Here is a 13,108-nt window from a genome sequence, read left to right on the forward strand (position 1 = left end):
ACCATCCTCGCGGTCAGCCAGCCGTGGCTGCCGCCTTCACGGAGTCATTTATGAACGCACCCCACACGGAAGCCTCCAGCAGTCGCTTTGTCACTATCACCGAAGCGGGACAGCCCCTGAGGCTGCACTACAACGATGTCGGCTCCGGCAACGAAGTCGTGGTCATGCTGCACGGCTCCGGTCCAGGCGCCAGCGGCTGGGCCAACTTCCACCGCAATATCGAACCGCTGGTGGATGCGGGATACCGTGTCATCTTGCTGGACTGCCCCGGCTGGAGCAAAAGCGACACAATCGTCAGCACAGGCTCGCGTTCGGATCTGAACGCACGCTGTCTCAAGGCGGTGCTGGACGCGCTGGACATCGCCAAGGTTCACATCATCGGCAACTCCATGGGCGGTCATAGCGCCGTGGGCTTTGCGCTGGCCAATCCCGAGATGGTGGGCAAGCTCATCCTCATGGGCGGCGGCACCGGCGGACCCAGCGCCTTCGTTCCCATGCCCGCCGAAGGCATCAAGCTCATCGGCGCGCTATACCGCGACCCCACGGTGGAGAACCTCAAGCGCATGATGAATGTGTTTGTATACGACAGCAGCAGCCTGACCGAAGAGCTGTATCAGCAGCGTCTGGCCAATATCCTGGCCCGCCGCGATCACCTCGAAAACTTCGTCAAGAGCACCCAGATCAACCCGAAGCAGTTCAGCGACTACGGCGCACGCCTGCCTGAAATCAAGGCCAGGACCTTGATCATCTGGGGCCGTGACGACCGCTTTGTGCCATTGGACATAGGCCTGCGCCTGCTATGGGGCATTCCCAACTCAGAATTCCACGTGTTCAGTCAGTGCGGCCATTGGGCACAGTGGGAGCACGCCGAAGTCTTCAACAATATGGTTCAAGACTTTCTCGCTCGCTGACCGGCCAGTGAACCAGCAAGAAGTGGGAGCAAGCCATTGAGATGAATGCCGTGCATGGACAACAGCTCAATGGCTTGTTTGGGATGCGGGGCAGGAATTCAGGTCAGCGGCCCAACCATCTCTGCCTCAGGCGGGCTCCGCTGCCGATTGAACACAACTGGATGCGACAGTCTGGTTGTCAAACGGATATTGGCATCAATCAAGCGAAATTCCGCGTTTCGCCGCCAGGACCACTTCGAAGCATTTCACTCACTGTGATCCTTCTGCGGCACAAACACATCCGCCTGGGACATGCTCCGCTAGTGGAAAAGCGCAGCCCTTACCGAGAACGGATTGAACTGTCGTTTTTTGCCACCGCATCATCATCGGCATTCAGCAAAGCCGGAATTTCAGCCACCAGTGCGTCGATGGCCACCCTCAACTTGCGACGTAATTGCCGTGCCTGTGGCCAGAGCGCATGGATCTCATAGGAGCGGGCCCGATAGTCCGGCAGGATATGTACTAGCTCTCCACGCCTGGCATAGCTGCTCAGCAGCCAGCAGGGTACCCACGCAATGCCGTAGCCCGCCACGGCAGCAGCGGCAATGGCCTGGATATCGTCCATGCTGATCTGGGAACGCACTTGCAGGCGGTAGTCTGAGCTGCCGTCTCGCCCAGCAACTGGCGAAACACTCCACGGAGCGACGACACCCGAGCGCGAGTAACTGATGACCGCATGACCATCGAGTTCCTCCAGGAGGCTGGGCGTGCCGTGGCGTGCCAGATAGGCCGGGGAAGCTCCGATGCTGATGTGCTGTGTGCCAAGCAGGCGCGCAGACAAGGTGCCGCTGTCATGCAGCGGGCCTATGCGTATGGCCAGGTCAAATCCCTCCTCGATCAGATCCACTGTACGGTCGCCGAACGACAGATCGATGTTCAGTTGCGGATACAGACGCGTCAGATTCAGCAGTATTGGCGCCACGCACAGTTGCCCAAAGCCTTCTGGCACGCTGACCCGCAGGCGGCCGATGGGCTCCATGCGGCCACTGTCCAGATCTGCCTCGGCTGCATCCAGCTCCTTGAGTGCCCGAGTGCAGCGTTCATAGTAGATCTGCCCCTCCTCGGTCAGGGTCTGGCTACGCGTATTGCGCTGCAATAGCCGCGTGCCCAGACGTGCCTCCAGCCTGGCAACGGCCTTGCCCACGGCAGAGCGCGTCACACCAAGCCGCTGGGCAGCAGGGGTGAAGCCGCCCGCTTCCACCACCTGCACAAAGGTGGAAACTCCTTCCAGAGGGTCTTGCACAGCCATGTCTATTGAATCCTTTCATTCCCCAAAAATGGGAAATCAATGCGTTAATTTAAGAATTTTATTCCCATAGACTCGCATTGAACGTTCTGCGCCAGAACGCCGTTTCCCTTTTCTGGAGTGCGCAACCATGTCCTCGAATGATGTTGATCTCTTGAACACCAGCAGCCTGGAGCTGGCACCGACCCGGCGCAATCGCATCGCACTGCTATCGGTCTGTCTGGCCGCACTGATGTTCAGCCTTGAAATCTCCAGCGTGCCTGTAATCCTTCCCACGCTGGAGTCCGTTCTGCACAGTGACTTCAAAGGCATTCAGTGGATCATGAATGCCTACACCATCGCCTGCGTCTCGGTGCTCATGGCCACCGGGACACTGGCGGACCGGTTTGGCCGCAAGCGGGTCTTTCTGATCTCCATAGCCCTCTTTGCATTTTCATCGCTGCTGTGCGGCCTGGCATGGAACACACCGATGCTGATTGCCAGCCGCGTGTTCCAGGGGGCCAGCGGTGGCGCCATGCTGATCTGCCTGGTAGCCGTCCTCTCGCACCAATTTCCGCACGGCGCCGAGCGCAGCCGCGCCTTCAGCACCTGGGGAGTCATGCTCGGCATAGGCTTGGGTTTTGGCCCGCTGATTGGCGGCATGATCGTCGCCCTATCGGACTGGCGCTGGGTGTTCTGGGTACATGTGCTGATTGCCACGCTGACTTTCTTTCTGGCCGCCATCGCCGTGCAGGAATCGCATGACCCCAAGGCCGGCGCGCTGGATCTTGCGGGCATCATCACGCTGTCCCTCGCGGTATTCGGCCTGGCTTTCTTTGTGACGCAAGGCTCCGACACCGGTTTTGGCAGCATGTCTGCGCTGTCCGCCATGGCTGTGGGTCTGCTGAGTTTTGCGACCTTTGTGTGGGTGGAACTGCGTGCCCTGCATCCCATGTTCGACTTTTCCGTCTTTCGGGTGCGCAATTTCTCCGGTGCGCTGCTGGGCTCCATGGGCATGAACTTCAGCTTCTGGGCGTTCATCATCTACCTGCCCATCTATTTTCAGAGTGCGCTAGGTCAGGATGTCACGGCCGCCGGTGTCTCGCTGCTAGCCTACACCCTTCCCACGCTGGTGTTCCCGGTGGTCGGAGAACGCATCGCCATGCGCTATGGCCCGCGTATCGCCATTCCGCTGGGGCTATTCGCCATCGGTCTTGGATTCATGCTGATGCTCGCTGGCAGCCAGCTCGCCCACAGCCACTGGCTTTACGTGCTGCCGGGCTGCATGATTGCCGGCGCAGGGCTGGGTATCACCAACACCCCGGTGACAAATACCACCACGGCAGCGGTCTCGAGCACACGCGCCGGCATGGCATCCGGCATCGACATGAGTGCCCGCATGATTACGCTGTCGATCAATATCGCGCTGATGGGTTTCCTGCTGGTGCATGGCGTACAGCAGCACCTGCAAACCGCATTGCGCGACCCTGTCGATGCTGCAGCGCTGCGCGAGATGGCCAACGGCATTGCCTCGGGCAACCTGCAAGCCCTGCAGGCAGGTGCTGGCGCCGTCACTTCGCCACAGGCACTGACAGACATTGCCCGCGAGGCATTGGTGTACAGCTTTGGCGGCGTAATGCTCTATGCGGCCATCGCCGTGTGGCTGCTGGCACTGGGCAGCTTTGTGATCTTCTCGGGTCGCAGAGCAGCACGGTGACCTGTATGGCAGTCCAAGCCGATGGGCAAGCATCTGCTCGCTGATCTGCAACTTGGTTGCCTGCATTGCCATGGACATCGACTTCCTGCCTAGGCAGCAAGCCGCAGGCTTCGACAACATCGCAGGCATTGGCAGCCGTGCCACCTGCTGTGTGCACCAGGCCAGAATCAGCATCCATGCCGAAGTACCACTGCTTGCCTTTCCCGCTCTGGTGCATCTCTTCACCATGCACCTTGTTTCTATTCCTGGTGAATGCCAGTGCAGCACTCAAGGTAGCGTCCACGGTAGCGCCAGCGTGCGGCATAGCTTCCCAATGCGTTGCTGCGGCAAATTCATGACACGACTCCAAGTCGATCAAAGACTGCCGTACTTTGCACCGCCTGCGATTTGCTGAATCGTGTTGGCGGCTCTTCACAGATAGAAGAGTCACATCACAATATATTTAAAAATCAGGATATTTATCCCAATAAATTTGTTTAACAAATTTATTGAAACCCTCCAGACTCCCTCCAAGACTCATAGAACCTGGAGACATCAGTTGGAGCAAAAGATTTTCAGTGCGCCTGGGCACTTTTTCCGCCCCTCGCGTTCACATGCTGTTGTTATTGGCGGCGGGACTATGGGAGCCGATGTCGCGGTCGTCCTCTGCCGAGGCGCTTGCAAAACGACTGTTGTCGAGTCCAATCCCGACCGGGCTGCCAAAGTCCCTGGGCTGGTCCATCACGGCTTGACCCAACTGGATGCGCCGCAGCAGCTTGCCCACCTGTCCGTCGTCTCGTCATTGGACGACCTCGACTGGAGCTCTGTGGATCTTGTGATCGAATGCATCCCGGAGCGCCTGGACATCAAGCAAGCGCTTTTCAAGCAACTCGAGCAGCACGCCCGCAAAGATGCATTGCTGGCCAGCAATAGCTCGAGCTTCCCCATTACGGCAATTGCAGAAGGCCTTGCAACGCAGGAACGCATGTTGGGTCTGCACTTCTTCATGCCTGCGCATCTGACGCCTCTTGTTGAAGTGGTGTGCGGCGAGGCATCCCGCATGGAATGTGCAGAGAACCTTCATGCTTTCATGCGCCAGTGCGGCATGGTGCCGGTGCTGGTAAAGAAGGATTTGCCAGGCTTTTTGGCGAACCGTCTGCAGCACGCGCTGGCTCGCGAAGCTTTTGCACTGATTGAAGCGGGCATTGCATCAGCCGAAGACGTGGATTCAGCCGTGCGCTTTGGCTTCGGCTTTCGCTTTCTTGCAGCGGGCCCCGTGCTTCAGCGCGACCATGCAGGTCTGGAAGTCCACTGCGCCGCTGGAGCAACGATGTATCCATCGCTGGCGGCCAACAAGGAGCCAAGCCCATGCCTTTCGCAAAGAGTGGCTGAGGGCAAATTCGGCATGAAGTCCGGAGAAGGTTTTTTCAAGTGGACTCCAGAGAGCATCGCGCAGGAGAAACAGCGCTACCAGAAGACGCTGCTGGCAGGTCTCGAACTTCTCAAGAGCGAATTGCCTTCCGTGGGCGACGCTGCCGTGCAGTAAGAGGAGCGCATGATGAATACACCTCTGATCATCACCGTCGCTCCCAACGGAGCCTACAAGACCAGGGAGCAGCACCCCGAGGTTCCATTGACTGCTCGCGATCTGGCACAGACGGCCAAGGAATGCCTGGAATCCGGTGCATCCATGATCCATATGCATGTGCGCAAGCCTGACGGCAAGCATTTGCTCGATGCCCACGCCTATCTTGAAGCCACTGCTGCAGTGCGCAAAGCGGTGGGCCAGGAACTGGTGGTTCAGGTCACCACTGAAGCGGCTCAGGTCTATCAGCCATACGAGCAGATGCGGGTCGCACGAGAAACAGCGCCGGAAGCGATCTCCGTCGGCTTGCGCGAAATACTCAAACCTGAAGTTCCCGAAACGGATATCCGGTCCTTCTTCACATGGCTCAAGCAGAGCAATGTGATGACCCAGATCATTTTGTATGACGTGGCGGACGTGCAGGCCTGGCAGCACCTGCTTGCAGGCGGCGTCATCCCGGAAAACAAATGGTTTCTGCTTTTCGTACTGGGCCGCTACTCTGCCGGTCAGACCTCTTCGCCCATCGATCTGCTGCCGTTCCTGAATGCCCATGACGACACCTATCCATGGGCAATGTGCGCCTTCGGCCCTCAGGAAAATGCATGCGCGATGGCTGCTGCCAGCCTTGGAGGGCATGCGCGCGTCGGCTTCGAGAACAACCTGTTCCTGAAGAGCGGTGAGCCGGCGGCAAGCAATGCAGCCTTGGTCGCCCAGGTCTGCCAGGGGGCCGCAGCGCTGGGCCGTCCGCTGGCCACGGCTCACGATATTCGAAGCCTGTTCCTGAACTGATCAGCACTTCAAGGCAGCAGCGCCTCTTGTGTCTTCAAGTAGTGGTCTCTTGGAGGCACAAGATGCTCTGCCGTCAGACGGATCAGGCGCTCCCTCGACCCCTCCCCCTGCGCCAGTACCGCCAGCAACTCGTGATGCTCCTGTTGGGATTGCAGCTGACGCTCTCTGGACATCAGCGTTCCAAATCGAATCGCATGCGTTTGGCGGGCGAAGTCTTCGATGGATTGCGACAAGAAAACATTGCCGCATTGAGCAAACAAAAGCCGATGAAACTCCTGGTTGGTCCGAAAAATGCCGCGCGGGTCCTGTTGCTGGATCGCTGCGTCGTGCCCGGCCTGAATGCGCCTGAGCTGCTCCAGAGCGTCACGGTCCAGAGGCAGCACAATTCTGCGCATCGCCTCCAGCTCAAGCAGTTCTCTCATTTCGTAGAGATGAACGACTTCCTCTCTGCTGAAAGCCTTCACCATGGAGCCGATATTGCGCCTGCGCTCAAGCAGGCCAGCACTCTCGAGCTGAGCCAACGCATCTCGCACCACATGGCGTTTGGCTGCGAATCTTTCCATCAGCTCATCTTCAACAAGACGCACTCTGGGAGCCAAGAGGCCCAGAACAATGTCTTCCTCCAATGTCGCGGCAATCACGGATGCACCGTCCTCGGATGGACGGCGCTCCTTGGCAAAAGCGCCCGTCGGCATATGAACTTAACTCCTTGGAATCGAACCCTTGCGTTCCGTCGCAGTCAAGAAATCAAAGTCTGCGCCACGGTCAGCCTGCAAAACAGTTTTCTTGAACAGATGCGCGTAACCGCGCTCCGCTGCAGGAACTTGAACAGGCTTGGCATTCTGACGCATAGCCAGCTCTTCATCACTGACCAGCCATTCAATACAGCGCTCGCGCACCGACAGGCGAATTCTGTCCCCGGTTTGCACCCAGGCCAAGGGTCCGCCAATCGCCGCCTCCGGCGTCACATGCAGGACGATGGTGCCGAAAGCGGTGCCACTCATTCGGCCATCGGAGACGCGCACCATGTCTTTCACGCCTTGGGCAGCGAGCTTCTTGGGAATGGGCAGGTATCCCGCTTCCGGCATCGCCGCTCCTTTGGGGCCGATGTTCTTGAGCACCAGCACATCCTCGGCCCGAACATCCAGCTCGGGCGAGTCGATACGCGCCGCCAGATCCTCCGCATTCTCGAAGACAACGGCACGGCCCTCATGCTCCATCAGCTCGGGGTTGGCTGCGGACTGCTTGATGATGGCTCCTGCTGGGGCAAGATTGCCATGCAGCACGGCAATGCCTCCCTGTGGATACAAGGGGGCATCCAGAGTCTTGACCACATGCTGCTTGAAGCCGGGACCTGCCGCCTCCAGTTCCTCGCCCAGGGTGCGCCCCGTCACGGTCAGTGCATCCAGGTGCAGCAGGGGCTTGAGCTCTCGAAGCAGGGTATGCATGCCGCCTGCTGCATGAAAGTCCTCCATGTAGTGGTCACCGGACGGCTTGAGGTCGAGCAACACCGGGGTATTGCGACTCATGACGTCCAAGGCCTTGAGATCCAGCTCGTAGCCCAGACGACCCGCGATCGCGGCCAGATGCACGATGGCATTGGTCGAGCCCCCCATGGCCAGCAGCACGCGCATGGCGTTTTCGAAGGCAGCAGGCGTGAGAATCTTGTCAATGCTCAACCCTGCACGCGCCATATGCACGGCCACCTCACCGGATCGCTCCGCAATTCGAATGCGATCGGCAGTGACCGCTGGAGGGGTCGCACTGCCAGGAAGGCCAATTCCCAGAGCCTCTGCAATGCAGGCCATCGTGCTGGCAGTGCCTGCCACCGAGCAGGTGCCCACACTGGCGACGAGCTGATTGTTGACGTCGGAAATTTCCTCCGCATCAATTTCTTCGGCACGAAATTTTCCCCAGTAGCGTCGGCAATCGGTGCAGGCCCCCACTCTTTCGCTTCGATGCGATCCCGTGAGCATGGAGCCGGTGACCAGTTGCACTGCCGGCAGTCCGACCGAAGCGGCGCCCATCAGTTGAGCCGGCACTGTCTTGTCACACCCCCCGATCAGCACGACCGCATCCATGGGCTGGGCTCGCAGCATCTCCTCTGTGTCCATGGACATGAGGTTGCGCAGATACATGCTGGTCGGCTGAGAAAAGCTCTCGTGCAGCGAGATGGTCGGGAAGTCCATGGGCAGGCCACCTGCCATCAGGATGCCGCGCTTCACCGCCTCGATCAACTGCGGCATGTTTCCGTGACAAGGGTTGTAGGAGCTGCCTGTGTTCGTGATACCGATCACAGGCCTATCCAGAGCCTTGTCGGTATAGCCCGCCCCCTTGATGAAGGCCTTGCGCAAAAAGAGAGAGAAACCGCGATCACCGTAGTTGGTGAGTCCTTTGGAAATGCCGCTCGAAGCGGCTTCCGGATGAATCGTGGCTTGCTGGTCTGGCTTGTTCGTCATGGGAGGGTTAACCATTGTTGATGCACTGATTATTAATAATATTATTGATTAAAGAAAAAATCGAGCGCTCAAACAAGAAAGCGCATACCTGAAAACCCTAAAGGAGACTTCATGAAACCCACAGAACTCGTTGATCCGGTCATGCGCCGCCGCAAGCTCATTAACCTGGTTGCAACCGCCCTCGTCGCATCTGGTGCATCGGGAGCAGCCTGTGCGCAAACTGACTACCCCACCAAACCCGTGAGGCTGGTGGTTCCCTATGCGCCGGGCGGAGCGACAGATGTCATCGGCCGCGTTCTTGCCAAGCAGCTTTCAGACGCACTCGGGCAGCAGTTCGTCGTCGACAATCGCGCCGGAGCTGGCGGCAGCCTTGGTGCAGGTCAAGTCGCCAAATCACCTGCCGATGGCTACACCTTGCTGATGGGTGCATTCACAAGCCACACCATCAATGCAGCGCTAACGCCTGCTGCGACTCCTTTTGACATCCATAAGAGCTTCTCTCACATCTCGGTCGTGGGCACCGTTCCGCTGGTATTTGTGGTCAACCCCAGTGTTCAGGCGAAATCCGTCAAGGAACTGGTAGCCCTTGCCAAGGCCAGCCCCGGCAGCATCACGTTTGCATCCGCAGGCAATGGCTCGCCTCAGCATCTCTCGATCGAGATGTTCAAGCGTCAGACACAGGTTGAAGTCGTTCATGTGCCCTACAAAGGCAGCGGACCCGCTCTTTCCGATCTGCTCGGCGGTCAGATCAATGCCATGATTGACACCGTTCCTGCCGCACAAAGTCAGATCAAGGCAGGCAAGCTCCGGGCCCTGGCCACCACGACCAAAGAACGCGTTGCCTCGATTCCAGACATCGCTACTGTCGTGGAAGCTGGATTTCCAGACATGCAGGTCAGCTCCATGTTTGCACTTTCGGCACCTGCAGGAACTCCAGGTGCAGTCATTCAGAAGATCAATTCAGCGCTGAAAGTGATTCTGTCCAAGCAGGATGTCAAGGACTCCATGCTCGCCCAGGGCACTATTGCTACCTACAGCACGCCGGACGAGTCGGCCAAGATCATCAACGCCGAGTACGCCAAGTGGGCCCGATTGATCAAAGACAGCGACATCAAGGCTGAATAAGCGAAGATAACGGAGCTGCGGACGCTGCAGCTCCGCTACCTATACTGCTGTGGTGGAAGCCAACCTATCAACCAAAGACCTGAGAGCGGTAGTAGCCCTGAGCCAGACCAAGAGCTTTGGTCAAGCCGCCCTCCTGGTTCACCTCTCACAATCTGCGCTGTCGGCCCTGATTGCGCGTGTAGAAGCCCAGATCGGAGCAAGACTGTTTGAGCGCACCACTCGCGCTGTCGAGCTGACCGATGCGGGGCATGTTTTTATTTCCCATGCCCAGGAGATCTTGCGAGATACGCAGCGTGCCCTACGAGCCGTGACGGACACCGTCCAACTCAGAACGGGATCGGTGACTGTTGCCGCACTTCCTTCTTTGGCCGCCTCGCTGCTGCCAAAGGTCTTTGCCGAATTCACGCGGATTCATCCCGAGGTACGCTTGTCCTTGCTTGATACCTTATCAGGCCCTGCATTTGATCTCGTTCGTGACGGCAAAGTTGACTTTGCACTCACTGCAGCAGATCCCAAGCAAGAAGACCTCGCATATGAGCAATTGATGGAGGACCAGTTCTTTCTCATCTGTCCTGATGACCACCCTCTATCCAGGCAGACAGGTCACGTCCCGATCGAGACCACTCTGGACTACCCGCATGTCTCCATGCCCAGTTCTGCCAGCGTCCGCCAGTACATTGATGCGGATCTGCACTCAAAAGGGCTTTATTTCGCACCTGTCTTTGAAGTTGACCATATTGCAACTATTGGAGCCTTGGTCAGTGCCGGTCTGGGCATCAGTGCACTGCCTGAAACAGCCGTATCGCTGTTACAAGCTGACCGCCTTGTGCAGATTCCTTTGTCGGCCCCTGGAATTCAACGTCCCTTGGGCATAGTGACGCGCCGCCACGCACCTCGAAGCTCGGCGGCCAAGGCATTGGAGGCGTTAATCAGAGCGAGCCTGCACAACCTGGCCTCTCATTCAAGCTAGAGCACTGCTGCAGATTCCGGAAAAGAGAGAGGTCGAAGGGAATGTAAAAAATTCTCCACGAATCGACACAAGCCGCCTGCGCCGTCAAAAAACCAACAAAAGCTGTGGGAACTTTGTCTTTAGCACTCTCTCTAACGGAGTGCTAATATGAAGATCATGGAAGAAAGGAAACCTGCAATGAAAACTGCCTCCGGCTCCATTGCTACTGCCTTGGCGCCCGCGAACCCCTGGGCGCTGGTACCTCCGCTGGGCAACCTGGATGCCTATATCTCGGCGGTCAATCGTATGCCAATGCTCACCCTTGAGGAAGAGCAGGACTACGCTCGCAAGCTCAAAGAACACAATGATCTGGACGCCGCCGGGCGTCTGGTGATGTCCCACCTGCGTCTGGTCGTCTCCATCTCGCGCCAGTACCTGGGCTATGGTCTGCCTCACGGCGACCTGATTCAGGAAGGCAATGTGGGCCTGATGAAGGCTGTCAAACGATTCGACCCCGATCAGGGCGTGCGTCTGGTCAGCTACGCCATGCACTGGATCAAGGCGGAAATCCACGAATACATTCTGAAGAACTGGCGCATGGTCAAGGTCGCCACGACCAAGGCCCAACGCAAGCTGTTCTTCAATCTGCGCTCGATGAAGCATGACCTGAAGTCCGATGCCGCCATGGCGGACGAAGAGTTGGCCCTGCGCGAGACGCTGACCTCGAACGAAATTGACGCGGTCGCTGCCAAGCTCAACGTCAAGCGTGAGGAAGTCATCGAGATGGAGACCCGTCTGGCTGGTGGCGATGTGCTGCTGGATCCCTCTCCCAGTGATGATGGAGAACAGGCCTTCGGCCCTATCGCCTACCTGGCTGATGCCAGTCACGAGCCTACAGCCATGCTCGAATCGCGCCAGCGCGATCATCTGGCCACCGATGGCTTGGTCATGGCACTGGAGGGCCTGGATGACCGTAGCCGCCGCATCGTTGAAGAGCGCTGGCTCAAGGTCAATGACGACGGCTCTGGCGGCATGACGCTGCATGAGCTGGCTGCCGAATACGGTGTGAGCGCCGAGCGCATTCGCCAGATTGAGGTAGCCGCCATGAAAAAGATGAAAAAAGCGCTGGCCGAGTTTGCGTAAACGCCAACTTGCGCTCCAAGCCTTTAAAAGGCTGAAATGCTGAACCTCAAACCCGGATAATTTCCGGGTTTTTTATTTTTCGGCATTGATGCATGTTCTCATGCACACCGATCGCCTATCAAGAATTCAAAAGAGACCTGCCATGCCTATTCGCACTTCGCGCATCTTGAAGAACCTGTCCCGCCGCAGCCTGGTTGCGGCAGGAGTCGCCATGGTGGCGACAGCAATGGCTCCGGCCGTCCTGGCAGCCGACAACTGGCCCGACAAGCCCCTGCATCTGATCGTGGGCTTCCCCGCAGGCTCCTCGCCCGACCTGACAGCCCGCGCATTGGCCGAGCCATTGGAGAAGAAGCTGGGTCAGACCATCATCGTGGAAAACCGCGTGGGGGCCGGCGGCAATATCGCCGGCGAATATGTCGCCAAGGCAGATGGCTATACCTTCAGCGTGATGATCAACGGCAATATGACCATTGCCAAGATGCTCAACCCTGCCGTGCGCTATGACCCCATCAAGGACCTGCAGCCCGTGAGCCTGATCGGCGTGGCTCCGCTGGTACTGGTGGCCCCTGCATCGGCCCCACAAGGCAAGGCCTTTATGGAAGCTGCCGCCAAGGCTGGCGACAAATGGAGCTATGGCTCGCCCGGTGTCGGTACCGTGGGCCATCTGGGCATGGAACTGCTCAAGAGTCGCTCGGCCATCAAGGCCGTGCACGTGCCCTATACCGGCTATCCCCAAGTGTTCAACGGCATTCAGGGCGGCGATTTGAAGCTATCCATGCTCCCTCCGGCACTGGCTATGGCACAGATTCAGGCTGGCAAGCTGCACGGCATTGGAGTGACCTCTGCAGCACGCAGCCCGCTGGCTCCCGGCCTTCCCAGCCTCAAGGAGCTCGGCGTCAACAACTTCGACCTGGAAATCTGGAACGCCGTGGCAGCGCCCAGGTCCATGCCCAAGGCCCATGTGGACAAGCTGGCGGCCGCCGTCAGCGAGATCGTGCGCACGTCAGAGATGCGCCAGAAGCTGTCCATGCAAGGCTGGCAAGCCGTGGGCAGTTCGCCCGAGGGCCTGAGCAACCGCATCCAGCAGGACGTGAAGGCCCTGGGCACCATCATTCGCGAGCAGGGCATCACGGCACAATAAAAGTCTCCCCCTGAGCCGCTTTGCGTCCTCCCCCAGCGGGGGACGA

Annotated in this window: 11 protein-coding genes and 1 pseudogene; 8 read left to right on the forward strand and 4 right to left on the reverse strand. The window is 58.5% G+C overall.

All coding sequences use genetic code 11. The annotated features are described in order from the left end of the window. Positions 1 to 50: 50 nt before the first annotated feature. Positions 51 to 911, forward strand: coding sequence for an alpha/beta fold hydrolase (locus CTR2_RS23000; protein ID WP_087080675.1), 861 nt, complete (start codon positions 51 to 53; stop codon positions 909 to 911). Between the two features lie 319 nt (positions 912 to 1,230). On the opposite strand, the gene CTR2_RS23005 is transcribed toward CTR2_RS23000, so the two are convergent. Continuing rightward, the gene (locus CTR2_RS23005) at positions 1,231 to 2,193 is read right to left on the reverse strand and encodes a LysR substrate-binding domain-containing protein (RefSeq protein ID WP_087084451.1); all 963 of its coding nucleotides are present in this window, start codon (positions 2,191 to 2,193) and stop codon (positions 1,231 to 1,233) included. A 133-nt stretch (positions 2,194 to 2,326) separates the two neighbouring features. Here CTR2_RS23005 and CTR2_RS23010 point away from each other — a divergent pair, with 133 nt between their 5' ends. Beyond that, a complete protein-coding gene (locus CTR2_RS23010; RefSeq protein ID WP_087080673.1) occupies positions 2,327 to 3,892 on the forward strand; it encodes an MFS transporter in 1,566 nt (521 codons plus the stop codon). Between the two features lie 28 nt (positions 3,893 to 3,920). Here the strand turns inward: CTR2_RS23010 and CTR2_RS27605 are convergent. Then, positions 3,921 to 4,187, reverse strand: a pseudogene (locus tag CTR2_RS27605) (IS5/IS1182 family transposase); the annotation flags it as partial. A gap of 324 nt (positions 4,188 to 4,511) precedes the next feature. On the opposite strand from CTR2_RS27605, the gene CTR2_RS23020 reads away from it, so the two are divergent. After that, positions 4,512 to 5,417: a 3-hydroxyacyl-CoA dehydrogenase family protein gene (locus CTR2_RS23020; RefSeq protein ID WP_238707567.1), complete on the forward strand. Its 906-nt coding sequence runs from the start codon at positions 4,512 to 4,514 to the stop codon at positions 5,415 to 5,417. A gap of 12 nt (positions 5,418 to 5,429) precedes the next feature. Next, complete coding sequence (locus CTR2_RS23025; RefSeq protein ID WP_087080671.1) at positions 5,430 to 6,245, forward strand: beta-keto acid cleavage family enzyme; 816 nt, start codon at positions 5,430 to 5,432, stop codon at positions 6,243 to 6,245. An 8-nt stretch (positions 6,246 to 6,253) separates the two neighbouring features. Here CTR2_RS23025 and CTR2_RS23030 read toward each other — a convergent pair whose 3' ends face one another. Beyond that, positions 6,254 to 6,886, reverse strand: a complete 633-nt coding sequence (locus CTR2_RS23030; RefSeq protein WP_254913217.1) for a GntR family transcriptional regulator — start codon at positions 6,884 to 6,886, stop codon at positions 6,254 to 6,256. Between the two features lie 60 nt (positions 6,887 to 6,946). After that, complete coding sequence (locus CTR2_RS23035) at positions 6,947 to 8,704, reverse strand: IlvD/Edd family dehydratase (protein WP_087080667.1); 1,758 nt, start codon at positions 8,702 to 8,704, stop codon at positions 6,947 to 6,949. Between the two features lie 111 nt (positions 8,705 to 8,815). On the opposite strand from CTR2_RS23035, the gene CTR2_RS23040 reads away from it, so the two are divergent. The 4 genes from CTR2_RS23040 to CTR2_RS23055 all read left to right on the forward strand — a co-directional run bounded on the left by CTR2_RS23040 (position 8,816) and on the right by CTR2_RS23055 (position 13,062). Continuing rightward, positions 8,816 to 9,829, forward strand: a complete 1,014-nt coding sequence (locus CTR2_RS23040; RefSeq protein WP_087080665.1) for a tripartite tricarboxylate transporter substrate binding protein — start codon at positions 8,816 to 8,818, stop codon at positions 9,827 to 9,829. A 49-nt stretch (positions 9,830 to 9,878) separates the two neighbouring features. Beyond that, positions 9,879 to 10,799 carry a LysR family transcriptional regulator gene (locus CTR2_RS23045; protein WP_087080663.1) on the forward strand — a complete coding sequence of 307 codons (921 nt, stop codon included), beginning with the start codon at positions 9,879 to 9,881 and terminating at the stop codon, positions 10,797 to 10,799. A 177-nt stretch (positions 10,800 to 10,976) separates the two neighbouring features. Next, positions 10,977 to 11,921: an RNA polymerase sigma factor RpoH gene (rpoH, locus tag CTR2_RS23050; RefSeq protein ID WP_003071304.1), complete on the forward strand. Its 945-nt coding sequence runs from the start codon at positions 10,977 to 10,979 to the stop codon at positions 11,919 to 11,921. A gap of 142 nt (positions 11,922 to 12,063) precedes the next feature. Continuing rightward, complete coding sequence (locus tag CTR2_RS23055; protein ID WP_087080661.1) at positions 12,064 to 13,062, forward strand: Bug family tripartite tricarboxylate transporter substrate binding protein; 999 nt, start codon at positions 12,064 to 12,066, stop codon at positions 13,060 to 13,062. Positions 13,063 to 13,108 lie beyond the last annotated feature (46 nt).

The sequence above is a fragment of the Comamonas thiooxydans genome, from assembly GCF_002157685.2.
GTDB classification, from domain to species: Bacteria; Pseudomonadota; Gammaproteobacteria; order Burkholderiales; family Burkholderiaceae_C; genus Comamonas; species Comamonas testosteroni_H.